This is a genomic window from Microbulbifer variabilis, from assembly GCF_052467165.1.
The window spans coordinates 2,192,684-2,215,933 of record NZ_CP174301.1 but is presented as its reverse complement, the minus strand read 5'-3'; the positions used below and the strand labels follow the sequence as shown (position 1 = coordinate 2,215,933).

General features: G+C 46.7%; 23 protein-coding genes and 2 pseudogenes. 4 read left to right on the top strand and 21 right to left on the bottom strand.

Features of this window, described 5'->3' with window-relative positions:
* Positions 1-75 precede the first annotated feature (75 nt).
* From ACJJIP_RS09880 to ACJJIP_RS09815, 14 genes and pseudogenes are all read right to left on the bottom strand, one after another.
* Entirely contained in the window at positions 76-825 is a 750-nt protein-coding gene (locus ACJJIP_RS09880; protein ID WP_444946794.1) for an alpha/beta hydrolase family protein, read from the bottom strand.
* Between the two features lie 316 nt (positions 826-1,141).
* Positions 1,142-2,038 (bottom strand): peroxiredoxin family protein, encoded by an 897-nt coding sequence (locus tag ACJJIP_RS09875; RefSeq protein ID WP_020412757.1) that lies wholly within the window; start codon positions 2,036-2,038, stop codon positions 1,142-1,144.
* Positions 2,039-2,784: 746 nt separating this feature from the next.
* Positions 2,785-3,354, bottom strand: coding sequence for a dihydrofolate reductase family protein (locus tag ACJJIP_RS09870; protein WP_444946793.1), 570 nt, complete (start codon positions 3,352-3,354; stop codon positions 2,785-2,787).
* A 224-nt stretch (positions 3,355-3,578) separates the two neighbouring features.
* The gene (locus ACJJIP_RS09865) at positions 3,579-4,268 is read right to left on the bottom strand and encodes a DUF899 domain-containing protein (protein ID WP_444946792.1); all 690 of its coding nucleotides are present in this window, start codon (positions 4,266-4,268) and stop codon (positions 3,579-3,581) included.
* Between the two features lie 50 nt (positions 4,269-4,318).
* Entirely contained in the window at positions 4,319-4,801 is a 483-nt protein-coding gene (locus ACJJIP_RS09860) for a VOC family protein (protein ID WP_444946791.1), read from the bottom strand.
* Between the two features lie 65 nt (positions 4,802-4,866).
* Entirely contained in the window at positions 4,867-5,283 is a 417-nt protein-coding gene (locus tag ACJJIP_RS09855; RefSeq protein WP_444946790.1) for a cupin domain-containing protein, read from the bottom strand.
* Positions 5,284-5,434: 151 nt separating this feature from the next.
* The gene (locus ACJJIP_RS09850) at positions 5,435-6,061 is read right to left on the bottom strand and encodes a YdeI/OmpD-associated family protein (protein WP_282953513.1); all 627 of its coding nucleotides are present in this window, start codon (positions 6,059-6,061) and stop codon (positions 5,435-5,437) included.
* 36 nt (positions 6,062-6,097) lie between these two features.
* Positions 6,098-6,565, bottom strand: a complete 468-nt coding sequence (locus ACJJIP_RS09845) for a VOC family protein (RefSeq protein WP_444946789.1) — start codon at positions 6,563-6,565, stop codon at positions 6,098-6,100.
* Positions 6,566-6,584: 19 nt separating this feature from the next.
* Positions 6,585-6,977, bottom strand: a complete 393-nt coding sequence (locus tag ACJJIP_RS09840; protein WP_444946788.1) for a YciI family protein — start codon at positions 6,975-6,977, stop codon at positions 6,585-6,587.
* A 47-nt stretch (positions 6,978-7,024) separates the two neighbouring features.
* Positions 7,025-7,675: a dihydrofolate reductase family protein gene (locus tag ACJJIP_RS09835; protein WP_444946787.1), complete on the bottom strand. Its 651-nt coding sequence runs from the start codon at positions 7,673-7,675 to the stop codon at positions 7,025-7,027.
* A gap of 108 nt (positions 7,676-7,783) precedes the next feature.
* Positions 7,784-8,257 (bottom strand): SRPBCC family protein, encoded by a 474-nt coding sequence (locus ACJJIP_RS09830; protein ID WP_020412766.1) that lies wholly within the window; start codon positions 8,255-8,257, stop codon positions 7,784-7,786.
* A 313-nt stretch (positions 8,258-8,570) separates the two neighbouring features.
* Positions 8,571-8,915, bottom strand: a complete 345-nt coding sequence (locus ACJJIP_RS09825) for an ArsR/SmtB family transcription factor (protein WP_020412768.1) — start codon at positions 8,913-8,915, stop codon at positions 8,571-8,573.
* A gap of 260 nt (positions 8,916-9,175) precedes the next feature.
* Positions 9,176-9,556 (bottom strand): annotated as a pseudogene (gene arr, locus ACJJIP_RS09820) (NAD(+)--rifampin ADP-ribosyltransferase); the annotation flags it as partial.
* Positions 9,557-9,571: 15 nt separating this feature from the next.
* Positions 9,572-9,868, bottom strand: a pseudogene (locus tag ACJJIP_RS09815) (NAD(+)--rifampin ADP-ribosyltransferase); the annotation flags it as partial.
* 626 nt (positions 9,869-10,494) lie between these two features.
* On the opposite strand from ACJJIP_RS09815, the gene ACJJIP_RS09810 reads away from it, so the two are divergent.
* Positions 10,495-10,983: an SRPBCC family protein gene (locus tag ACJJIP_RS09810; protein ID WP_444946786.1), complete on the top strand. Its 489-nt coding sequence runs from the start codon at positions 10,495-10,497 to the stop codon at positions 10,981-10,983.
* 339 nt (positions 10,984-11,322) lie between these two features.
* On the opposite strand, the gene ACJJIP_RS09805 is transcribed toward ACJJIP_RS09810, so the two are convergent.
* On the bottom strand, positions 11,323-12,096 hold the full coding sequence (locus tag ACJJIP_RS09805; protein ID WP_444946785.1) for an SDR family NAD(P)-dependent oxidoreductase: 774 nt from the start codon (positions 12,094-12,096) through the stop codon (positions 11,323-11,325).
* A 434-nt stretch (positions 12,097-12,530) separates the two neighbouring features.
* Here ACJJIP_RS09805 and ACJJIP_RS09800 point away from each other — a divergent pair, with 434 nt between their 5' ends.
* Positions 12,531-13,748, top strand: a complete 1,218-nt coding sequence (locus tag ACJJIP_RS09800; RefSeq protein WP_169337102.1) for a M12 family metallo-peptidase — start codon at positions 12,531-12,533, stop codon at positions 13,746-13,748.
* 227 nt (positions 13,749-13,975) lie between these two features.
* On the opposite strand, the gene ACJJIP_RS09795 is transcribed toward ACJJIP_RS09800, so the two are convergent.
* Entirely contained in the window at positions 13,976-16,708 is a 2,733-nt protein-coding gene (locus tag ACJJIP_RS09795) for a cation-transporting P-type ATPase (RefSeq protein ID WP_444946784.1), read from the bottom strand.
* A gap of 113 nt (positions 16,709-16,821) precedes the next feature.
* The gene (locus ACJJIP_RS09790; RefSeq protein ID WP_444946783.1) at positions 16,822-17,544 is read right to left on the bottom strand and encodes a hypothetical protein; all 723 of its coding nucleotides are present in this window, start codon (positions 17,542-17,544) and stop codon (positions 16,822-16,824) included.
* Positions 17,545-18,082: 538 nt separating this feature from the next.
* Here ACJJIP_RS09790 and ACJJIP_RS09785 point away from each other — a divergent pair.
* A complete protein-coding gene (locus tag ACJJIP_RS09785) occupies positions 18,083-19,435 on the top strand; it encodes a hypothetical protein (protein WP_444946782.1) in 1,353 nt (450 codons plus the stop codon).
* A 184-nt stretch (positions 19,436-19,619) separates the two neighbouring features.
* A complete protein-coding gene (locus tag ACJJIP_RS09780) occupies positions 19,620-20,189 on the top strand; it encodes a carboxymuconolactone decarboxylase family protein (protein WP_020412778.1) in 570 nt (189 codons plus the stop codon).
* Positions 20,190-20,192: 3 nt separating this feature from the next.
* Here the strand turns inward: ACJJIP_RS09780 and ACJJIP_RS09775 are convergent, their stop codons facing one another.
* From ACJJIP_RS09775 to ACJJIP_RS09760, 4 genes are read right to left on the bottom strand one after another with little or no spacing between them, the layout of a single operon-like run.
* Entirely contained in the window at positions 20,193-20,825 is a 633-nt protein-coding gene (locus ACJJIP_RS09775) for a LysE family translocator (RefSeq protein ID WP_020412779.1), read from the bottom strand.
* 45 nt (positions 20,826-20,870) lie between these two features.
* Complete coding sequence (gene hypE / locus ACJJIP_RS09770) at positions 20,871-21,908, bottom strand: hydrogenase expression/formation protein HypE (protein WP_026305020.1); 1,038 nt, start codon at positions 21,906-21,908, stop codon at positions 20,871-20,873.
* Positions 21,871-23,001, bottom strand: a complete 1,131-nt coding sequence (hypD, locus tag ACJJIP_RS09765; protein WP_444946781.1) for a hydrogenase formation protein HypD — start codon at positions 22,999-23,001, stop codon at positions 21,871-21,873. Before hypD ends, hypE begins: the two co-directional genes overlap by 38 nt.
* Positions 22,998-23,246 (bottom strand): HypC/HybG/HupF family hydrogenase formation chaperone, encoded by a 249-nt coding sequence (locus ACJJIP_RS09760; protein WP_020412782.1) that lies wholly within the window; start codon positions 23,244-23,246, stop codon positions 22,998-23,000. Before ACJJIP_RS09760 ends, hypD begins: the two co-directional genes overlap by 4 nt.
* Positions 23,247-23,250: the final 4 nt, after the last annotated feature.

Here is a 23,250-nt window from a genome sequence, read left to right as displayed (position 1 = left end):
ACTTAATCCTTAGCAGACGAGTCCCCATTTTTATTGGATTCTCAGCTCCAACATTATTCTCTATTATATGTCATATTAACTAACATATCTTTGAGCCCAGGCTCCAATAACATTGCCGACATATTCAGCATCTGATTTCTTCATAAGCAAGTGATCGGCTTTATCTAAGGAAATAAAACTTTTTGGATGGTGCGCAGCGCCAAATATTTTTGCAGCATGATCAATAGAGACAGTACTATCTAGTGGTGAATGCATAACTAGTAAAGCTTTCCTTAATTCCTTAAGGTTTACCAAGATGTCTGCTTCATTGATGTCATCGATAAACTGCTTTTTTAGTGTAAACTCTCGGCCAGCAAGCACCACTCTTGCCTGTCCTGTTTTATTGATGTTATCGAGCTCATCTTTAAACATATGCTGGATATGTTTAACATCACTTGGAGCGGCTATAGTAACAACAGCTTTGGCTGTCTTTAACATACCAGCAGCTTTTAATACGGCAGCACCACCAAAACTATGGCCAATTAGCAATTTTGGTGCTTCAAAGCGATTTTCAATTTCATTGCAAGCACTAAGCAAGTCCTCAACATTAGATGAAAAATTGGTATTGGAAAAATCTCCATCACTGTTGCCTAACCCAGTAAAATCAAATCTTAATACTGATATTCCTTTGCTAGTTAATGATTTGCTAATAGCGCTCGCAGCAATGATATCTTTTGAGCATGTGAAACAATGAGCAAAAATTGCATAGGCCTTTGGACTCCCGGCGGAATTCTCTAATTTACCCTTTAATTCTACGCCGTCACGATTTGGAAAATTAAACTCCATAATACTATCCAATATATGTTGATTATAAGGCATTCTAACCTTAACAAAGAAAAACCCCTCTCTATTATAGAAAGGGGTAAATGAGTAGGTGATAGTCTTCTATGTACCAATTGATACAAGATATGCCTGTTGCTTAGCTCGATAGAATATTCCTGCTTCATATAATCGATATCCGCTGATTTGAAGGCACTCTCACTATCTTTACCTGATCCAGTTAATATTTCCGAATCTCCAACAATGTGGCTAGCTAGAAACTGATCCTTCGCTCTCCATGGGCCAATAGAAAACCTCTATAAAAACATCAATAGAAGCTTTGTTATGCAGTACTTTTAAGAGTTGGGGTAGCTTTTAAAGTCTGCGGCTTTGAGCTTTCAAAAACATGCAGGAATGTTGTAGGGTTTGGGCGTCTCCGATAATTATCTGTCTCATCGCCAAATAGCACCTTACCCTCTTCATCTAAAGCTATCACTGTCGCCATAACCGTATCTTTAGGATACCCAGGCATTCCCACAGGGGAACCATCAATGTCTTCAATACCTAAAATTTTTGCTCCCTTCAGATCTTCATCTTGAAGAATTTCAAAGTGATTAGGCAAGTCAAGTTTCCGGGCAAGATTTTGTGAATTATCGAAGCCCTGATTTGAAATAAACTTCACACTCACATCATATTGCTTCAACTTTTCAGCATACTTCTTTACCTCTTTTAACTGGTTCATACAAAATGGGCACCAGTTTGCTCGAAAGAAAACCAATAGCGTTTTGGTCCCACCAAAAGATGATGAAGAGACATCAGTTCCATCCAATCGATTAAAATGCATTTCAGGCAGTTTCTGACCTTTTGATATAGCTTTGCTCTTTCCACGATTGTAGTAGGAAAATGACCATATATACCAATGAAGAGACACAAAGCCCAGAGCAGTAATTGCAACAGAAACATATTGAAGCAAAGACAGTGGAGCCTGATTGAAATAAAGTGTATAGGCAACTAATGCAATACCTGCAAAGTTAATCACCTGAATAACCGGTAATCTTTCTGACGTTCTTGAAATACTGAACACATTTGTTATTACCATCAAGAAAAATGGTAAAGGCAAAGTTGCTAAAAGTGCTCCTATCCAAATCGGGTTGCCCCCAGACACATAGATCATGATGCCAGCCGCTATGCCACTTAGCATATTGGATAGAATCATTGGTAAGATAAGTTTTGTTTTCATTTCAAGCTCCTAAAGCATTTGGTTAATGTTCAAAACTAGTGATCTACCATAGTGCACAGTGTTAATTTGATAATCCTCTTAATTAGAGGAACAGAGTTTCCCAAATGGACACAATCGAGCTTACTCGATAGATCCATGGCCATAAATATCAGGACTTACATCAATATGTATCTAGGATTATATGAGGTTCCTGGGATATGTCTGCTTTCAATAACTGACCTGATAAGAGGCGACCTCAGTTGTTTGCCCTGTGGGAGTAAACTCCTTATGCGCGCTTTTGCCACCTGAGGGGACACATTTCTTGCATTGCATATCTGCTATGGGATGGCCAATAAGTCAAACGATGAGATATTTGAAGCTACAGTAGTGAAAAAGAAATTATCAATGTTGCTTTGACAACGATGATCCGCATGTAAATCATGGGTTGACCCCCAATCTTATCCCTATTGAGGGAAAGACACCCCATTGTCCGCTCCAGCTACTTCAACTATTGCATGGACCTACAAAGCCGCATTTGACTTTGCCAAAGTAATTAATGGTCGTATCGCTTTCTATCCGAATCAAGTGGTAACCGAAAAGGTTGATGTCTTATCATAATATTATAAATATTGGTGATTACACCGGCATAAGATAGATGGCTATTAGAACTGTACCAATCAATCCATATGACAGCTGGAATACAGGAATTCTACGGATTTTCTTGAAGGCTTAATGCGCCCTAAAGAAAGTAGAAACTTTGCCATTTGTTATACTTCCCTACCTTTCTGCTGGCACTTGTAGCGAAGGATCACCCCGCCCGATTTAAGGGTGTCCGCCCGCATGAGCTCGAAATTCTTCTGGATGGCGTCAGCTTTGAAGAGAGGTGAGCCTGCTCCAAGTACGATGGGTGCAAGGCATATCCGGTATTCGTCTACCAAGCCTCTTGCGAGCAGAGTAGCCACAAGGTCTGCGCTTCCGAAAATAAAGATATCTCTCTTCCCGGTCTCCTTCTTCAGCGCGCGAACATGTTCGACGGCCTCACCTTTTAAAAGGCGAGTGTTTGACCAATCGGCGGTCTCAAGTGTGCGCGTGATGACAGCTTTCTCAAGTGAGTTCATCATGTCCGCAACCGCCCCGGTTTCATTCCGCCAATGACTGGCCATCCCCTCGTAGGTGCGACGTCCAAACAACAAGGTGCCGATTTCATCGCCCTGCTGAAGAGAGAAAGCTTCTAACTCGTCGCCCCACACGGTTCCGTGATGGTCCAGCGCCCAGGGCGTAGTGCCTTCAAAGTACCCGTCCAACGTCATCACATTCCAAACAACTAAACGCCTCATATCCTGTTTCTCCTAAACAAGCGCAAGCATAATCTTGAGCGACAATCGTAAAATGCAACCTTGAGATCGCGTGCAATCAACTGCAGCATAAAGTGCATAACCAATGTTCAGCACGCCCGCGAGCAGAGCGCCATTGAATACCGCTTTTACAAGCAACCCCTTTTTTTAAATGAGGAGGTGAATCCTTCCCTTTGTAGCTGGATGATGTGTGGCAGGCACCCGTATTAACCATATTCGTTGTGTCTCCGCCACCAATGATACGGCTGTGTCTGCTGAGTGCCGTCGGGAGCCTCTTCCCAGTTTTCCTGACGGCCGAGCGGTGTGATATCCAAAAGAGTCCACACTGTGCCAAGTGTTTCGACACCTCGGCCGTTAGTGAAATAGGTTCGATAGAGGTCCTCTCCATCGCGATAGAAAACGTTGATACCAAATCCGGTAGCCACATCGAAATCAGCGTTGAAGCTGTCCTTGGTTTCATACCAGGGGATTGCCCAACCCATACGTTTCCGGAATGCCTCTATCTCAACGATCGGCGCTTTTGACACAAAGACGAGAGAGGTGTCTCGGGCATGCAGATGGGCAAGATGAGGGATCTGATCTGCGACCATGCAGCAGCCTTCGCACGGGCTGGGATCAGCGGGTTTCAACATATGGTGGTAAACGATTAGTTGTGAATGGTCATCGAATAAGTCAGCCAGAGTCGCAGTGCCTCCTGGACCCACAAAGGTATAATTTTGTTCGATTTTCATCCAACCTGAATACCGTCGCTTTTCTGCCAGCCGGTCGTGCGCTCGGGTCAGCTCCTTTTCTGCTTTGCGGAGTTCAGCCAGTTTATCCTTCCAGGCCTCTGGTGACAGGATCTGCCGGACGACTCCGGAGATCTCCTTAGTTTTCCTGCTCTGAATTAAAGTCATAATCAGCTCCAGATCTTGAGTTAAGTTGAAAAGAGTACTTCCCCATGAACTCATACCTCCTCGGCCGCCGCCTCGATCGTGGCGATATCGATCTTACTCATGGACATCATCGCCTTAAAAGCACGCTTCGCTTTGTCACGATCAGAGTTCGTAGTCAGATCCAGAAGTTGTCTCGGTGTAATTTGCCACGAGTGGCCCCAGTGATCCTTGCACCAACCGCAAGCGCTTTCCTGCCCACCATTACTGATGATCGCCTCCCAGTAGCGGTCGGTTTCTTCCTGATTCCCGGTGATAACCATGAAACTAACCGATTCATTTGGAGTGAAACTCGGGCCGCCGTTCACGCCAATAAACTTGCGCCCGAGTACGGTGAATTCGACAGTCAGTTCACTGCCTTCCTGACCGCCGGGATAGTCGGTCACCGCTCGATTAACTCGGTCTACATGACTATCTGGAAAAGTTGCAGCGTAGAATTCTGCCGCCTTCTTTGCTTCGCCATAGTCAAACCACAGGCAGTTTACGAGTTCGGTCATATGTATTCTCCTATGCTTTGGACAGTTTGATTGTTTGCACTAATAAAAATCTTTGGTATTTACAGTCATATCGCATCCTCCGTCGGATGCTCTGCAAACCACTCGACGATTTTGGGCATCTTCATCTCAAATGGTCCGCCAATGTAAACGTTGAGAACGCCGGTGCGTTGATTGCTACGGTTTTCAAAGTCGTGCTGGACGCCGGGGGGGATCAAAATGACAGTGCCTTTTTTTGCATCGCGCCACTGCTGGCCTACCAGGAAAGACATGGTGCCTTCCAACACATAAAACAGTTCGATCTCAGCCTCATGTGAGTGCGCGCCGAAGCCTTTGGTGTTCGGCTCAATCCACCATTCCGACACTGAGCATTGATTTGCGGTCTCTTCACCGTCAGCTTTGAAAATTGCTGCAATGCGCCCCATATCGTAACTGCGTCCGCGTTCAGGTTCGATAAAGATCCCTGCTCCTGTTGTATTAGTCATGAATGACGGCCTCCGTTCCTCCCGAAGAGGATGTTCTGTTACCTCACTCAGCATGAAAAATATTGTCTAGGACCGCTTAGCCAAATCAGCGCTATACCAAAGACCGCTCTGCACGATAGTGAGTCGTGGTTTGTTCACCCATGCTTCACTTTTATCGTTCCATAGCGCCTTTGCCAGCAATTATTTTTTCGCGGAACTTCGCTATTCTCGAAATGCGTGTAGCGGATTTCTTGGCTGAACTAAGGTTAAAGGTATAGCTTCGCTGACGCCCCGGCGTTAATGCATGAAACGCTTCTGCAAGCTCAGGATCTCCATCCATGGCTTCTACCAGCTCATCAGGGAGTTCGATATCGCGTTCTGCTCTTTGGGGCTTAATACCTGCTCTAGCGTATCCTTTCGCTTCCTCGATATAAGCCCGTATGATTGGTGCAAGCTTTTCCACCTGATCATTGGCCTTCAGGAGGATCATGTGCGGATACTGCGTATTCGCGCCTCGCTTTTGAAGAACACCCTCATGATCCTTCATCAGTGCAGCATTCATAAAGCTAATGAGGAATCCCTCTCGAAATGCCCCCAGGATGACAATATTTCGACCGGCAAATATATAGCAAGGCTGCCCCCACTTAACGGATTCTTCCAGATCCATGCTCAGGCAAATCCGTTGCAATTCAGTAAGGCCAGGTTTCCATTTCTGGGTTGAGCAATCGGGCGTTGCGAAACGCTCACAACGTCCACAACCTTTTGAAAAATAATCTGCGATATCTGAAATCATGGCCATAAAAGGCTGCCTCTCATCAGCAACGTAACCCCATCATTAAAATACCGTTTTCTCGGGGTTAGATTTTGATGCCCCCTCCCCCACAGTTTCTGCCTTTGAGCCCTCGTAATTCAGCATCCATGGCGTTCCATATTTATCCGTGAGTAAAGCAAAACGTTCAGCCCAAAATGTTTCGACGGGGGCCATATCTATGGCTTTTGCTTCCTTTGAGAATACGTTATAGATACGATCAAATTCCCTGAGCGATTTAGGCGGAATAAAAATACGGAAACCTTGCGGTTTCTCGTACATTTCGCGGGAGTTATCAGAAGCCATCAGGGTGGCACTGCCCAGTGTCATGGCCATATTCATAACCATATCGTCGCCACCGGGCATTCTACTTTCGGGGTTGGGCGCATCTGCATTTAGGAGGGTGCCCCAGATCTTGCCACCGAGTGTCTCGGCGTAATGCGTCATCGCCTCAAGGCAGTTTCCATTGAATGTCAGGTAAATGATGGGTTCCATAACTATCGAGCTCCTTTCGCTATTGTCTCAACGTCAGCTTCTGCGTTTTGATTCCATCTAAACTTGAAGTCTCATAAAGGGGGCGGACTTCAATTTCATATGCACCTTCCATAGGGTTTGGACACCGAGCTGCCCATACCATCGCTTCTTCAATATCACGTACTTCCCAAAGCCATAAACCTGATACGAGTTGCTCGAATTCCGGGAATGGACCATCAACTACTGATATTGCACTCCCATCAGATACAAGACGCTTCCCTTCTCCCGTGGGCTTGAGGCCTACCGCCATGCGTCGGATATCGGCGTCGAGAAGCTCTTCATTAAAGCGGTCCATCGCGTTACGAATAGCTTGCGGCGGCAACTTGCCTGCCTCAGTTGCCGCCGTGGCTTTGATCAGCACCATAACCAGCATTCAAGATCTCCTATCATTTACACCAGCTTGCGATTGGGCTGCCAGCGCTAATCTTGTTGAAGGGAGAAGTCTCCAGTGGTGATACTTCCATCCCGCATATAGGTCACACAAATAGTCCCACTGTCTGTCATCGTAGATTGTTGTACATGGAACCCAATAGGGATTACACCGGCACCAAAGAGGCGCTTTCCTTTGCCCAGAATCAAAGGAAAAATCAGCAGTTTAAACTGATCAACCAGGTCTGCTTTGAGTAGAGTCTGGATAAAGTCAGCACTGCCCGGTACCAGTAAGTCAGGACCATTGTTGGCCTTGATTTCACGAAGTCGTGCGACCGGGTCATTACCCAGCCATTCGCTGCCTTCCCAGGTAAATTCGGGTTTCGTACGGGAGGCGACATACCGTGTTGTGCCATCGATTTTTTTGGCCATCTGGATTTCGCCATCATCAACGCCTTCTGGTGGAGGATCAGCAGCTACTTTTGGCCAATAGGCAGCAAAAATATCGTAAGTCCGATGGCCAAGCAGCAGCTCGAATGGGGATGCGAACACATCCCCCATAAATTTACCTACACCTTCATCGAAATAGGACGCCACCCATCCACCATGCTCAAAGCCCCCTGAAGTGTCCTCCTCTGGACCACCGGGAGCCTGCATCACGCCATCCAGACTAACAAACATGTTTACAATGATTTTTCGCACACAGTTCTTCCTTGGTGATTTTGTTGATCAAAATGGCGTCGCGAGTTGTGCTTAGGCTATTGCTTTCAATCACCATTGAGACTTGAAGAGATAGGTTATTGATCTTCTTTATTCGACTTCCACCCTTGTTGCTTCCAGGTAAGCGGCGAGATTAGAAAGAGCGCACTGCCATCCATTGCGTGTTCCGTCGATCATTCCCAAACCGACCAGAGAGGCGATCTGTATCGTCACCTGGAGTTCAGTCGCGCGCTTATTTTCGCTAATCGCCACGGTGATCAAAGAGGCACTCAATAAAGAGTCGTCTGTATATACACGCTCGGTAAAAAGTAGGCGATGCGGCCTACGGATGTCGTAGTAGTGTGTTTCGACCCGGAATTGCAGATCATTCTTTTGGCCGCACCGATGTACGTCAAGGCCTCCGGCGCGAAAGTCGTTTTGAAGAAACTCGATTGCCTCATCCTTAGAGGGTGCCCCCCATAATGAGCGGGTTTTTGGGTTTTCCCATGCTGAAAAAACCTGTTCTGCCGGTGCTTTGATTGTTTTGCTGATGGATATGGTGTCATGCGATAACTGTTGGCTCATGTTAGCCCCTTTGCTTAATAGCGGTTCCCAGGCTACCGACTAATAGTTAGCTGATTGGATAACTATAAAAAGCAATAATAGTTAGGTCAATGGATAACTTACTAGTGGCGCAAAAGAGTAAGAGAATTGACCTCTATCTGCTCAAAGTGAGGCGCAACGACATAACAACTATGATCGGCAATGTCATAATGGGGTGCGATATGTGAACCGATCACGCCCTTTATTTCTTTAACAGAAGATCAAGTAGCCGGCTATTGGGATGGAGGGATGACCTACAGGCTTTGTAATATGGCACCCTGTATCTTTATCGTACTCAGTCATCCTGTCCTTCAGCGCCAAGTGCTTCGACAAAGCTCGCCATTCGTGCCATTCGGCCTTCCCACTGGGCCGTCTGTTTATTAATCCAAGTTTCTGCAGCTGTCAGTTGCTTCGGCTTGATCTCGCAGGTTCGCACGCGGCCAATTTTCTTGGATCGGATCAAACCCGCATCCTCCAGCACACCAATGTGCTTCATAAATGAAGGTAGTGCCATTTCAAACGGTTTAGCGAGCTCAGTGATCGATGCCGGTCCGCTGGTCAGGTGCTGAATGACAGCGCGGCGCGTTGGATCTGCTAAGGCTTGGAAGACTGTATTCAGATTTTCGTGATTGTTACCCATTCGACTAAGTATATAGGTGTAAAATCGTTAGGCAATGGCCGCAGTTTGGTAATGCCCGTTAAAATCACCCTAATAAAAGTGCTTCATCCCATCCCTATACCAGCCGTTATTTGGATGCACCGTTGTGGAAATAGAATTACTGCAGGAAAAAGCTGACATACCGATAGCAACCCGGATCACCTTATCGATCAAGGCAATGATAACTTTTCAGGTTCATCAGTGAAAAGCTTATGGCCAGTATGTTCAAGCCTGCCATCCAGTCAGTCATCAAGAGGACCTATGCCTTGTTTGGCCAGTTCTGCTATGCCGGCTTTCATGGCTTCTAGCGCTTCCTTAGGATGGCCCTGCCATTCCTTCACCTCGCCGATAACGCGTAAAGGTTTATGAGACCGGAATGACTTTGTAGGGTTACCGGGAAACCTTTTATTGGTCACATTGGGGTCGTCTTCGATTGGACCCGTCGCCTCGACGATGTAAATCCGTTCTGGCCCGTCACCCAGCGCTAGTTCCGCTCCCCAAACCGCAGCATCAAGTGTTCGCGCGAGGTAAATATGGCCGAGCGCCTTTTTGCCGAAATTCGGATTACCTCCCGGCATGAGCATATCTCCCATTTTGAGGTCCGCGCGCGTTCCGTGATAGTAAGTCCATTCACGGACTTCCGATTTAACTCGTACCCGCCCTTTCGATCGATGTGACATATAAGGGTGGCGTGGTGCACTCTCAACTAAAAGCTCGGTCGCATCCTCTATATCACCTTCCGTCTCCACGACATACACTTTCGGTGGTCCATTGCCTTCGGCGAGCTCAGCGGCCCATATGGCTGCATCCAAATTGGGTGACATGTAGGCATGCGAGGTCTCAACATTGTCACCTGCTATGCCAAATGGGCCGCCGGGCGTGACAACATCTCCTGGGCTGAGATTTTTTCGGGAGCCGTGGTAAAACTCCTTCATGCCAGAATGAACCGTATGGCTCTCTGATTCGCTGCTTGGCTGTTTATCATTCATGCTTAAGGAACCTCCATGTATTTTGAACTGGTCATGATTGGCCTAAGATCATGAGCCACCAAATTTCGATTACGCCCTGGGCAACCGCTTAAGACATTTGGGAGACTGTAATAATCCTCTCTTCGAGATAAGAGGTTGGTCCTGTTTATGAACGCCTAACCTGACCGGTTTTCCGTCAATCTAGTCATATTTTGGAAATCGTCTTTACCGGCGCTTTCGAGAGCAGCAATATCGGCATTTTTATTTCCATCATGGTTTGTTGGCCACTTCCCGTGCTTTCCTGTCGGGCAACGTGAGCTCTTAAATCAGTACTCCCGGGGCAAAATGATTGCCAGGGGCTGAAACACTGATGAGTGCGCTATCTGAGGTACAACTGAGTTGCCATATTGATTATAGTTAGCCTACAGGGTAACTATAGTGGATAACAAAATTAGGTCAACATGTCACTATTTACGGCCGAATATAGGAGGATAAGCCCCAAGTAGCCATGATATCTCTGGAGCGCAGTAAAGATATGTTTTAGTGTTAACAGAAAGCAGGCCCCCCCCTGATAAAAAGAACAAGGTATCATCGTGAGCGATTTTTCCTATCAAGCGGGTATTCGAACCAAACCTATCTCCTACACGGTCAGGGCAACACCGGAAGCGGTCTTTACTGCCTGGGTTACGCCGAGCATGGTTGAAAAATGGTGGGGCCCCGACGGTTTCACTACGCGCGTGCTCAATCTCACGGCAGAGGTTGGCGGGAGTTTTGCTTTTGAGATGACAGCTCCAGACGACAGCTCTTGCGTAATGTCTGGAGTATATCGTTGCGTCGACAGACCGAAGTTACTGAGCTTTGAGGTCCATGAACATTGCAATCTCAGCTTGCCACATGGCACCGAACCGCAAAAGAATTCGTCATTGGTCGAAGTTGTGTTCAGAAGCAGTGAACTTGGCACTGTCGTTTCGCTTACGCATACACTTCTTAACCCTGACTACGCAGAGTTGGCGGTGGTCAGCTGGGCCCAATCACTTCGAAGTATGGACGCCCAATTTTCCGGATCGGTAAATCTGATCTGAGATGGCAAGGTATATTGATGGCAGTCATGAGTCTGTACACAACTTACCACGCTCACTAATTCTTAGACTAAACGCAAGTCAGCGTACTGCAGTGGTCAGTTTACACAATTGTTCAGCCGTTCTTACTTTCCATCCCTACGGCTGGAATTAAGGTTGGCTGTCTCTCAGCACATTGAAAAGAGCTAATAGCTTTGACTTCTTGTAATGTTCCCACTTTGGGCATCATTTCTAAAGGGCCCTTAGTTTTGGGTTAACTGGTTCGGTTCCACTTTATTTCGATCTCAGCGCCCTATCCATCACAATAGTGAGTAGCTAGCATCAGACTCAACTTAATTGCTTTCAAGTATTAGAAAGAGCATTAAAAGCCGGTATTGAAAGGCCAGCACTATAACCACCATCTACATTAATGGCTTGACCATTTATAAATCCACAGTCACTTGCTGCTAAGAAGTGTATAAGCGCTGCGATTTCTTCAGGTTTTGCTATGCGTTGCAAAGGAACCGCGGTTTTTTCCATTGCAAGCTGTTGCTTCCCTCCTCTTGCATGAGCCATTGGTGTATCAACTGAAGTAGGGCATATTGCATTAACTCTAATATTCCTGTCTCCCAATTCGAGCGCTGCCGTTTTGGTAATACCAATGATCGCCGACTTTGAAGCAACATATGGCCCCAAATAAGGTACTCCTGATATTCCGGCAACTGACGCGATATTAATAATTGCCCCACCTTTTTTCATATATGGCGCGGAATACTTAATACTATAGAAAACCCCTAAAGTATTAACCTTAAAATTCTTCATAAAATAGCTATAACTACTATTGCATAGTGAACCGTAGCCCTCATTAATTCCTGCGCAATTAACTACGATATCAATCCTCCCATATTTCTTTTCTGTCATTTTCATTAGCTCTTCAACTTGGGGCTCTATAGAAACATCTGTTTGTATATAATGCCCTCCCCCAACCTCCTGCAATACTTCTTCTCCTCTTCTGCGTGCTGCAATAACAATTGTTGCGCCTGCCAAATAAAAACGTTTTGCTGTGCTCAAACCTATCCCAGAGCTTCCTCCCGTAATAACAGCAACTTTATTCTCCAAGCTAAAAAAATTACTCATAATGTTTGGGTCCTACCAAAATATAATTTCAGACACATTAATCGAGAGCAGCTCGAATATATATGTTCAGTATTATTGATCAAGCAGAAATTCTGAGGTGCCTCTTAATTAAATTCATTTGAAAAATAAGTGGTTGACCTATCATATGCCAATAAGCTTCACGTATTAAACTAAGTGCATTCAAGTCTGGCCCTGTGTGACTTAGCGAATCACCTCAATTGACATAACCCTATAAAGATGATGGCAATATAGGGCTGACTATAAAATTGGTTCACATTAAGAAGCATGTGGCTCTATGCTTTTTGGGAATTTATTGCAATTTTATATTGCGATTCATAATATCTGGTGAGGCTTAATGCCGGACTGAAAAATAAAACGACAACACGAACCACCTATAAATATTAAACATTATTAGAATAATGTGGAGAGGACCTGTGAGAAGTTATTTAATATCCATTTTTTGTTTGCTGTTAACGTTACCTCTTTATTTGCCGGCAGATGACGGTAGAAAATATCGTTTGATGGAGGAAATCAATTCCGATCAAGTAGATTTCAAAGATTCTCAGAAAAATAGAAAATCAATAGTAAAAAGAGGAAGGTTTAATGGTGAGTTGCGAAAAATAGTAACTGGTGATGAGTTGGAGGTTCTCATAGATGGTAAGTTATCACGATTTAAAACCAAGAATGTTAATAGGAAAAAAAATAGAATCTCTTTTGCTGCATTTGGTCAGAGGAAAGGGGATTTTGTAACGATTGCTGAGAATAATGGTAATGTTGTAGGGTCTATACAAATGTCCGGAAAGCTATACAAAGTTAGGCCGGGTGAAGGTAATACTACAGATATCATAGAGGTGCCTACCGCTACCCTGATTGATCACGATATTAATTATTACGAAGATTTCCCCATGGATGTAGGCGAAAGACCTTCAAATATTGATTCTAGCTTGGGGTCTTTGGATTCAGCCGAAAAAATTACTGTTATTGTCGCATATACCAGTAATTTTGAGAGTGACGCTGGTGATGTTGTCGCTTATATGGATCTATTGGAAGAGGAAACAAATATTTCCTTCTTAAATAGTAATGTAAATACATCCGTTGAAATTGTACACTCATACAAAACAAGTTATGAAGGTAGTGGTGACTTTTATGTTGATAGAGATTTTTTCTCTAACTCAGAAAACCCAGAAACATCTGAGTTACTTCGCCTGAGAGAAACATATAAGGCGGACATCATGATGGTATTGACCGGGAACTCTGGTTATTTCTATTGTGGCGTAGCCAGAGAGATTGGTGCAACCGAATCTACAGCTTTAGCCTTAGCCAGAGAAGGATGTGCAGCTGGATACTTCAGCTTTGCACATGAGATTGGCCATCTATTCGGAGCAAGGCATATTATAACACGTGACCCCAGTATGGAGCCTTTTTCATATGGCCACGGATATTGCAACTCTACGCCATCTACATGGAGAACAGTAATGGCTTATGGTTGCCCATCAAATACTGGAGGTCCAAGGATCCAGCAGTGGTCTAATCCAGGTGTATTTATCAATGGTGAAACCACTGGTTCTATTAATGTGGAAGATAATGCCCGGGTTTTAAATGAACGAGCATTAGAAGTTGCTAACTTCAGGGTATCTGAGGCTTCTGAGTAATATCTAAAGCGTTCAAAGTTATTTTCGCGGGTAGTTTGGCAGCTCGGTTTGTATTTTCAATGAGAACTGAGCTGTCATATCCTACCCTCTCCTATCCCACCTGAGCTGGATGGAGATAAGCATCACTCAGAGAAAATTACTGCATATACATTGACCATATCAATCAATTCCAATCGAAAGCAGATTTTAGATAAGATAAAGCCCATTGACCAACGTCATTTCTGATATCACGATTCGAGCTCGGGTCCTTGATGAGAACCACCGGTATCCAAGGGACGGGATAGGCGTATTCGAATCTGTTTCTCAATCTCGATAATTGCAAACAGCGCAACACCTACACTAACGATAAGTATCCCATCCTGTAGAGATACGGCTTCGGTGGAGAAGATGCCTTGCAAAGGCGTGAAGTAGGTGATGGCGAACTGACCTATGGTAACTACGATCACCGCTAACCATATGACCCTGGTTCCGCATACCGCTTTCCATGTTAAGGAAGTACCGTACATATTGCGGATAAAGAAAAGGTGGAATATTTCCATTACCACCAGTGTATTCATTGCCATAGTACGAGCTAGGTCGAGGGAATACTGCCGCTCAATTGCATAGGTGTAGACCCCGAATACGCCGCAAAGAAACAGGATGCTCACCAGTGCGATATGCCATATCAGTACGCCTGTGAGCAGTGGCTGGCTGCGAGGACGAGGTGGGCGGCACATGGTATTTTCTTCGGTCGGCTCGAAAGCGAGGGCAATACCGAGAGTGACCGCAGTGATAAGGTTCACCCACAGAATCTGAATAGGTGTTATCGGCAGCACCATACCAAACATCAGCGCCACAATAATGGTTGAGGCCTCCCCAGCGTTGGTTGGAAGGGTCCAACTGATTACCTTTTTGATATTGTCATAAACCGTACGCCCCTCACGTATGGCGGCGTCAATTGAAGCGAAATTGTCATCGGCCAACACCATTTCCGCAGCTTCCTTGGCTGCCTCACTCCCTTTTTTGCCCATCGCAATGCCGACTTCGGCACGCTTCAGTGCGGGCGCATCGTTAACACCATCACCGGTCATGGCAACGGTCATTCCGTGGGCCTGCAGGGCAGTTACCAGTCGCAATTTGTGTTCGGGACTGGTGCGGGCAAAGATGTCGACGTTCAACACTTCTGTTCCCAGTACCGTATCGTCGAGATTATCAATATCCACACCGGTCAGCGCATTTTCAGTGTTTTGCAGACCTATCTGTTGCCCAATAGCTATGGCGGTCGCCTTGTGGTCACCAGTGATCATCTTCACTCGGATACCGGCCCCTTGGCATTCCGCTACTGCCAGAATCGCCTCCTGGCGGGGTGGGTCAATCAAGCCAACCAGGCCGAGAAAGATCAGCGCATTATCCAGGTCAGTTTGTTCCAATACGGTATGTTCAGGTTTTACGGGCTTGGTGGCCAAGGCCAGCACCCGATAGCCTTGTGCTGCAAGTTCATTTACCCATTCCTGCCAATAAGCCTCATTCAGCGGAGCAGTGCCTCCCTCAGCGGTACGACTGCTTTCACACATCCCCAGAATCTGTTCTGGTGCCCCTTTTACTGCGATTAGCGCATGGTTTTCATGGTTATGGTCCAGGGTGGCCATGAACTTGTGTGCGGAATCAAAGGGAATGATATCTGTGCGAGTCCATTGATGGCGCGCCTCCCCGCCATCCATTCCTGCCTTGGCGGCAAACGCCAGAAGCGCACCCTCCATAGGGTCACCTTCAACAGTCCAGACACCTTCGAGTTTTCTAAGCTCTGCGTCGTTACATAGGGTTGCTACGCGGGCCAACTCGAGCAAAGGCGAAGGGCCTGATATGGAGGTCGGACTATTCTCGTTTGAGATATCCCCTAGTGGCTCATAACCAACGCCCTCTACGGTATACCGGTGCTGAAGCGTGATCACCGATACGATGTTCATCTCGTTGCGTGTAAGGGTTCCGGTTTTATCTGTGCAGATCACCGAAACCGAGCCCAACGTCTCAATGGCTGGAAGACGGCGGACGATGGCATTTCGTCTCGCCATGGCCTGCACGCCAACTGCCAGCGTAATGGTCAATACTGCCGGCAGGCCCGCCGGTATGGCTGCCACCGATAGACTCACGACGGCCATAAACAATTCGGAAAAATCGTGATGTAAAACAAATAGCCCGAAGGCGAAGATGAGCGCGGCAACTGCCAGGATAAAGAATGCGAGCCATTTGGCGAATATTCCCATCTGCTCCACTAATGGGGTTGTCAGGGTTTCGACCCTGGCAAGCATACTGCTGATACGCCCGACTTCAGTTTGGGCTCCGGTCGCTACTACCACGCCCATGCCCTGCCCGCTGGTAACATTGGTACCGCTGTAGGCCAAACAGGTACGATCACCTAGTGCAGTTTCGATGCCAACCGGATTGGTTCGTTTTTCTACGGCGAGAGACTCCCCTGTCAGTATTGCCTCCTGGATCTGCAAACCGTGAGTCTTCAACAGCCGAAGATCCGCTGGTACTTTATCACCAGCTTCAAGTAATACTATGTCGCCGGGAACCAGCTTCTCGCTATCAACGGTATATCTCTGGTTACCACGCAATACCCCGGCCCGCGGTGCCAGCATATGCCGGATAGCATCCATCGCCTTTTCAGCCTTGCCTTCCTGAATAAAGCCGATAATGGCATTGACGACAACCACGGCGAGAATTACCCCGGTATCCACCCAGTGTTGAAGCAGGCTGGTGATAAACGCCGCCCCCAGAAGGACGTAGATCAGTATATTGTCGAAGTGCGAGAAAAAACGTCGCAGCAGCCCCTTCCTCGGTGGTGCTGGCAAGCGATTGGCCCCATAGATTTTGAGCCTTGCGAGTGCTTCACTTTCGCTAATACCTGCTGAAGTCGTCTTCAGTTCGGAAAGGACTTCATTTTGTGGCAACGCATGCCAATTCTTCTCAGGTCTCATCTCGAATCCCTGGTGGATTCCATTTTATCTCCGGCTGAGAATAGCAATAACCTGAAGCCTTCTGGGCTGTGCAACATACAGGGTGCATGAGCTAGAGTTGTCTATCTGCAGATTTAAGGAATTCCATATTTCTCTGCCAGCCGATCAATTTCTGCCTTGGACCTGGAATTATCGGGGCATTTAGCCCGAAACCATGGATTTAAGTCGCTATTTGTGTTTCCAGGTGGCAAGTCTTTAACATTAAAACATCGGTCCCCAACCTCAACAAAAGTGCCTGTAGTCGTTGTATACATGGCTTCTGTGCGTTCAAGCCGCCGAACTCTATTGCGTTGCTGCGCTAACTTTCTCTCTAAAACCGGATCAAAAACTGCGGGTTGGCTTCTGGTTTCAGAGTCGCCAGATGCTTCTAATGTTGGCGTCGGCTTTTCCATACCTAGGTGATCAGGATTCTGCGGCTGATCGATTTGCTTACTGATTGTTGAAGAGGAATCTGCATTGGTTATTGATCCGCCATTGATATTAGGTGTCGAAGGCGCTTCCTCTATTACATTGTTGCCGATTGTTTCCGCGGTATAACCCTCAAGCTCCTGGGATTTTATATGGGAAGGAGGTAGTTCGGTGTCATCCGTTCTGGGTACTTCTATTTTCTTATTCACCGACAAGTTGATTTCAAGCGGAGATGCAATGCCTGGTGACGTATCTGGTGCAATTGACATCGGTATAATGAGCAGCCCTATATGCACAGCAACAGCAATAACCAATGATATAGCCAGTCGCCGGACATTTATTGTTGTCTTGCTATTGCTGCACAAAGAAGCCGTTATGTTTAAATCCATTTACTTCGTGGACCAAATACTCAGTAAATTTGATCAAAATCCTTGTTTCAAAAGGCAACTGATGATCGGTAAGCTTGGAGATAGGACTCTTTAAAGGCTCGAAAGTTCTAACTCTAATTATAAGATTACAATTTGCCTGCCGACAAAACTAATGTTCAACCTTACGTTCAACCACTATTTACTTATTGAGAACCAAAGACTGAGTGATAGAGGGAAGGCTTTCCAGATTAGACTGACGGAGAGTTTTTATTGAAAGCGAAGCTTGGTTATTACTCATATTCTCTTTTTATATATTAATTTTGCGAAATAGTTCTCACGAAAACCTAAAAACCTTCCAGGGTGAGTTAATCTTTTTGCAGACTCTTTTAGATATTATCTCAGTTGTAGGTATCGACTTGTTAAGGCAGTTGTACTTTCGGTCATACAGTATGACATTTCGAATGTTACCGATAGCAAATACCTATAAGCATTTAATAGTCATATGAGACAGCACAGTAAGAGCTGTTTAGAAATTACTAATAAAATAACAGGAATAATAATGAAAAATATCCGCATAATATGGTTGTTTCGACGCTTGCAATCGGTTTGCTTGGCATTAATGGTCAGTACTGTTTTTATGGGTTCGCCACTTGTAGCGGAAACTGATCCGTACACAATGTTGGTGCAGTTCAATCTCTATTACGATTATGAAACTGAACAACGCACCGATGATCATGCTAAATACGCCTTAGAGCTTCAGCGACGTCTTACATACTCAACACCCATTCGCTACACCCAGGTATTGGCGACACATAATAGTTATAACTCTGATGCTTATGGTGCAATCTGGGTCGGTGCAGAACAATCCCTTAGGGTAAAAGATCAGATTGATGTTGGGGCGGAAATTATAGAATTGGATTTACATCAATTCAGTGGTGAACAGGTTTTTTGTCATGGATCATTTTATTGTAACTTCTGGTTCGACCCTCAGCGTGTCCCCATTGCAACAGTACTGGGAGATTTGAGAGACTGGGCCTATAAGCAAGATCAACACGGCACTAATCGAACAGTAATAGTACATATAGAAAATGCAGTATCATCTGGTGCTCAAACCACTTTTAAAAATCATCTTATCAGCCAAATTGGCCTGGATTATATTTACACACCGGAAGACTATAAAGAGGACTTTCCCAACGGCCTTGAAGTGGCTAAATACAAGCGAACCTCACTTCCTTCCCGTGAGTTATCAAGAGAAAAAATTCGGCAGCATGATGGTCTGAATGGCAAGAAAAGATTCGTATTTTTCTGGACAAAAAATGACAGCGATACCGATGATAATCATGAAACATTCGATGTAGTATTTGATGGCTGGGGCGGATTGAACCGGCACTGGAAAAGTGGCGACGATGATAGCCTGGACAATTGGGATGATGGCATCAACACGGTAGAGCACTACGATGTCAGTGCCACAGATAGCCGGTTTCAAAATAAAGGCCTATGGTCTTGGGGCGAGGGTGAGCCCAATGACCATGGCACAGGTGAGGACTGCGCCGCTATTAGAAGTGATGGGCGCTTCAATGACCGCCGGTGCGACCGAACCAGTGTATTTGCCTGCAAAAGACGTTTAAATGGCGCCTTGCATGCAGACGATCTAAAGGATGATGGTGCCGCAGACTATCCCCTTATGTGGTCACTGACAACAACAAAAGGCGCATGGCCAGATGGAGAGAGTGAGTGTCAGGCACTGGGCTCCCAATGGCATTTTGACGTGCCGCGCAATATGGTGGAATCCCTAACATTAAAGGATAAGTTAGCGGCTGCTGGTGAAACGGTTGCCTGGATTGCTTACACCGACCAGGATAGCGAGGGTACGTCGGAAGGTGACTTCGTTATAACAACTGTCGACTACTAATAACTTTATGTTCTTCGCCTAGCCACCACCATGTGGTTAGGCTCTCTAACCCCTCCCCCCTTCTTTCACCCTCATATGCGAGAGAGTTAAGAGGCGAGATATTTGTCGTTATCCTTAAAATTCGCCAGCTAGACTTTATCCAATCAAAATTAAGGACTAGGCACGACTTCTAAGGAACTCATCTATGCGTATTCCCGCTATCTCTCCAGATGATCTTAACGAAGAGCAGATACCTCTCTACGACGACATGAGCGATGAAATGAGTGGCTACTTCTCTGGATTCGTCAAAAAACGTAGGGATGGTGCTCTGCTTGGCCCTTGGGCACCGGCTCTCTACTATCCGCAATTTGGCAAACCCTGGTGGGAAAATATCAAAGCCATTGCCGCTAAACCCAAGCTTCCAAAGTTGGCTCGGGAAGTTGCCATCCTAGCCACCGGCGCTCACTTTAAGGCGGGATATGAACTCTATTCTCACACTGCTATCGGTGAAAGCCTTCACTTGGATTCGGATAAAATTGCCACCATTACTGCAGGGCAGCGTCCCCACGACCTGACCCGGGATGAAGGGATCGCCTACAGCATTGCTACCTCGCTTGCCTCTGGAGGCAGGCTTCCTGAGGCCACCTGGATAATGGCAGTGGACGAATTTGGGGAAGATGGGGCTGCAGAGCTGATCTTCCTGATAGCTGGATATCACCAGTTGTCAGCGATTCTAAATGGCTTTGATGTTGCTATTCCCAGTGAAGATACTTAGGTCTTAGCCTCTGGCTGCAACAAAAATTCCACTACTAATCAATAAAGCTCCTGAACCACACTTCAGAGCAGGCGCCTTGTTTGAATTTCCGAATGAGAGCTTTGCCTTGATGGAAAAGTAGGCATAACCTGCCATAACACTGCCCACTGACAATGTTGCTATCGTGAAGATAGCGAAGATATCGGTTGAAGTAACACTGGTCAGGTCGAGAAATGCTGGGAAAAAGCTCGCATAGAAAAGGATAGCCTTCGGGTTGCCCAAGGTTGTTAGCAGGCCTAACAAAAAGCTCGAAAAGATACCGCCACCACTTGATTCTGGTACTTTCTCTTCATTTTTGATGGCCTTCCCTTTACCAGAAGTGAGAATCAGGTTCACTCCGAGCCAGATAAGGAATGCCGCTCCCGCATATTTAATGATGACAAAGAGGCTACCCATGGCCTCGGCCAATGTGCTTAGCCCTAGTAGAGCCAATAGGATAAATAAATAATCGCCTGCAACAATTCCGGCTGCAGCGATCAGGCCCTGACGCAGGCCTAATGTAAGGCTGCGGGATATCACTGCCAACACGCCAGGCCCTGGAATAAGGGCTAGCACCAGCATTGAAGCGAATAAAGCAAAGGAAGCTGAGATAGTCATTGTGCGTTATCAGTTGGCAATTTTCCCTGCCAGCGATTCTAGCGTTTAACAAATCCTCGGCAACTGTTCTCCGGGTAATCGCTGTAACAAACGGTCACAACCCAGGCTGTTCCGCAGTATTACCTGGGCGTAGCCCTCGCCTTCAACACGACCTATGATTTCGCAAGACGTACCCACGTCAGTTTCCCGCAGGGTTGCGATAGCCAATTCGGAAGCGCTTTCGGGAATGATGGCTACAAAGCGCCCTTCATTGGCAACATAAAGTGGATCTAACCCCAGTATTTCACAGGCTCCCTGCACTGCCTCACTAATGGGGATGCTGCTTTCCTCCAATACAAAGCTCCTGTTGGAACTCTCCGCCAATTCAACCAGTGCAGTAGCCAATCCGCCACGAGTAAGATCCCTCAGGCAGTGGATTTCAACCCCGGCCCGCAGCAGTTTGGATACAGCGCCGTTGAGGGGAGCACAATCACTCGCCAGGCTGCTTTCGAATTCAAGGCCTTCGCGGCTGGCCATTATGGAGATTCCATGACGACCAATATCTCCCGAAAGCAGAATCAGATCCCCACTGCGGATACGACTGGGGTCTATAGATTGATTGCTCTCCAGGACGCCGACTCCACTGGTATTGATGTAGATACCGTCACCTTTGCCTCTTTCCACCACTTTGGTATCGCCGGTAACCAGCTTCACTCCGGTTTTACTGGCTGCTTCTGCCATTGATATCAGCACCCTTTCCAGTATTGCCAATGGCAGTCCCTCTTCCAAAATGAGCCCACAGCTGAGGAACTTCGCTTCAGCTCCTCCCATTGCCAGGTCATTTACGGTGCCATACACCGCTAGCTCACCGATGTTGCCGCCGGGGAAAAATAGTGGAGTGATTACAAAGGAATCGGTGGTAAAGACCAACCTATCGGCATCCCAGGGAAGAGTTGCGCTGTCATGGGCTTGCGATACCCAGGAATTATTAAATAATGGCTGGATATAGTTTTTAAGCAGACGCTGCGTCATCTCTCCGCCACTGCCGTGGCCAAGCTTGACGATCTCATCCGTTTTTGTGGGCAACGGACACTGGATGTTCACGGGGTTTTTCCTGTTGGCTGTAGCGATAATAGGCGGAGCAGGCGCCCTCTGAAGAGACCATTGGAGCACCCAGAGGCTGCTCCGGGCGGCACCCCTTTCCAAAGTGGGGGCAATCTTTGGGTTTTTTCTGGCCCAACATAATTTCGCCACTGATACATTGATGACACTCGGCAGTGCTAATGCGTATGAGATCAAATTTTGACTTGGCATCCAGTGCGGCGAACGCATCATTAAACACAAGGCCGCTCTGGGGAATCCAGCCAACACCACGCCATTGCTGCGCTGAAACCTTAAAAACTCTCCTTATCAGTTCCTGTGCTTGCCGGTTGCCAGCTTGCTCTACCGCGCGCAGATATTGGTTTTGTACGCGGTAAGCACCCTGCTCCAGTTGGCTGATGCACATCAGGATTCCCTCAAGGATATCAAGAGGTTCAAATCCGGTAACAACAATGGGGATATGGTGCTTCTGTACGAGTGGCAGGTATCGCTCATAACCGGTGATTGAGCAAACATGGCCCGCTGCGAGAAAAGCCTGCACACGCGATTCTGGTGAGGAGCAAATGGAATCAATTGCTGGTGTAACCAGAAATTGCGACACAAGCATGGAAAAATTATCCAGTGCTTTATGTAGGGCTTGGGAAGCCGCTATCGCATTGGCTGCTGCAGTGGTTTCAAATCCTACCGCGAAAAAGACCACTTCCCTGGATGGATTTTGCTCGGCAATCTGCACTGCTTGTAGTGGTGAGTAGACAATTCTGACATCGCCACCCCGGGCTTTGACTGCAAGCAGATCACTTTCTGAACCCGGCACGCGCAACATGTCTCCAAATGAGCAGAAGATAACTTCAGGTATGGATGCAATGGCAATTGCGCGATCGACCATTTCAAGAGGGGTCACACAAACCGGGCAGCCGGGACCATGAACCAGCTCCAGCTCTTTGGGGAGTAGTTGGTCCAAACGATGTCTGACGATCGCATGGGTCTGGCCACCGCAGACCTCCATTAGCGTCCAGGGCTTTGTGGTGACTTTGCGGATTTCTGTAGCTATTTTCCGAATGTTATCGCTTTGGCGATACTCATCAAGGAATTTCATGGCCTCTCCAGGGTGCCTGACTCGTCCAGAGCATCCAGGTAACGAAACACCCGCTCGGCTTCTGCTTCCTGAATCTGGCTGATAGCGATTCCCACATGGACAATCACGTAGTCACCGACTTGTGCATCGGGCACCAGCGATAAGTTGATTTCCCGTGCTATACCGCCGAATCGTACCTTGCCCATGCGTTCCAGCGGCGAGTTGCCGGTGATTGCTTCTACCAGGCCGGGGACTCCCAGGCACATAGTG

Coding starts and splice junctions, on each gene's coding strand:
- ACJJIP_RS09880 (WP_444946794.1), bottom strand. CDS start 825: ATGGAGTTTAATTTTCCAAATCGTGACGGCGTAGAATTAAAGGGTAAA.
- ACJJIP_RS09875 (WP_020412757.1), bottom strand. CDS start 2,038: ATGAAAACAAAACTTATCTTACCAATGATTCTATCCAATATGCTAAGT.
- ACJJIP_RS09870 (WP_444946793.1), bottom strand. CDS start 3,354: ATGAGGCGTTTAGTTGTTTGGAATGTGATGACGTTGGACGGGTACTTT.
- ACJJIP_RS09865 (WP_444946792.1), bottom strand. CDS start 4,268: ATGACTTTAATTCAGAGCAGGAAAACTAAGGAGATCTCCGGAGTCGTC.
- ACJJIP_RS09860 (WP_444946791.1), bottom strand. CDS start 4,801: ATGACCGAACTCGTAAACTGCCTGTGGTTTGACTATGGCGAAGCAAAG.
- ACJJIP_RS09855 (WP_444946790.1), bottom strand. CDS start 5,283: ATGACTAATACAACAGGAGCAGGGATCTTTATCGAACCTGAACGCGGA.
- ACJJIP_RS09850 (WP_282953513.1), bottom strand. CDS start 6,061: ATGGCCATGATTTCAGATATCGCAGATTATTTTTCAAAAGGTTGTGGA.
- ACJJIP_RS09845 (WP_444946789.1), bottom strand. CDS start 6,565: ATGGAACCCATCATTTACCTGACATTCAATGGAAACTGCCTTGAGGCG.
- ACJJIP_RS09840 (WP_444946788.1), bottom strand. CDS start 6,977: ATGCTGGTTATGGTGCTGATCAAAGCCACGGCGGCAACTGAGGCAGGC.
- ACJJIP_RS09830 (WP_020412766.1), bottom strand. CDS start 8,257: ATGAGCCAACAGTTATCGCATGACACCATATCCATCAGCAAAACAATC.
- ACJJIP_RS09825 (WP_020412768.1), bottom strand. CDS start 8,915: ATGGGTAACAATCACGAAAATCTGAATACAGTCTTCCAAGCCTTAGCA.
- ACJJIP_RS09805 (WP_444946785.1), bottom strand. CDS start 12,096: ATGAGTAATTTTTTTAGCTTGGAGAATAAAGTTGCTGTTATTACGGGA.
- ACJJIP_RS09795 (WP_444946784.1), bottom strand. CDS start 16,708: ATGAGACCTGAGAAGAATTGGCATGCGTTGCCACAAAATGAAGTCCTT.
- ACJJIP_RS09790 (WP_444946783.1), bottom strand. CDS start 17,544: ATGGATTTAAACATAACGGCTTCTTTGTGCAGCAATAGCAAGACAACA.
- ACJJIP_RS09785 (WP_444946782.1), top strand. CDS start 18,083: ATGAAAAATATCCGCATAATATGGTTGTTTCGACGCTTGCAATCGGTT.
- ACJJIP_RS09780 (WP_020412778.1), top strand. CDS start 19,620: ATGCGTATTCCCGCTATCTCTCCAGATGATCTTAACGAAGAGCAGATA.
- ACJJIP_RS09775 (WP_020412779.1), bottom strand. CDS start 20,825: ATGACTATCTCAGCTTCCTTTGCTTTATTCGCTTCAATGCTGGTGCTA.
- hypD (WP_444946781.1), bottom strand. CDS start 23,001: ATGAAATTCCTTGATGAGTATCGCCAAAGCGATAACATTCGGAAAATA.
- ACJJIP_RS09760 (WP_020412782.1), bottom strand. CDS start 23,246: ATGTGCCTGGGAGTCCCCGGCCTGGTAGAAGCAATCACCGGCAACTCG.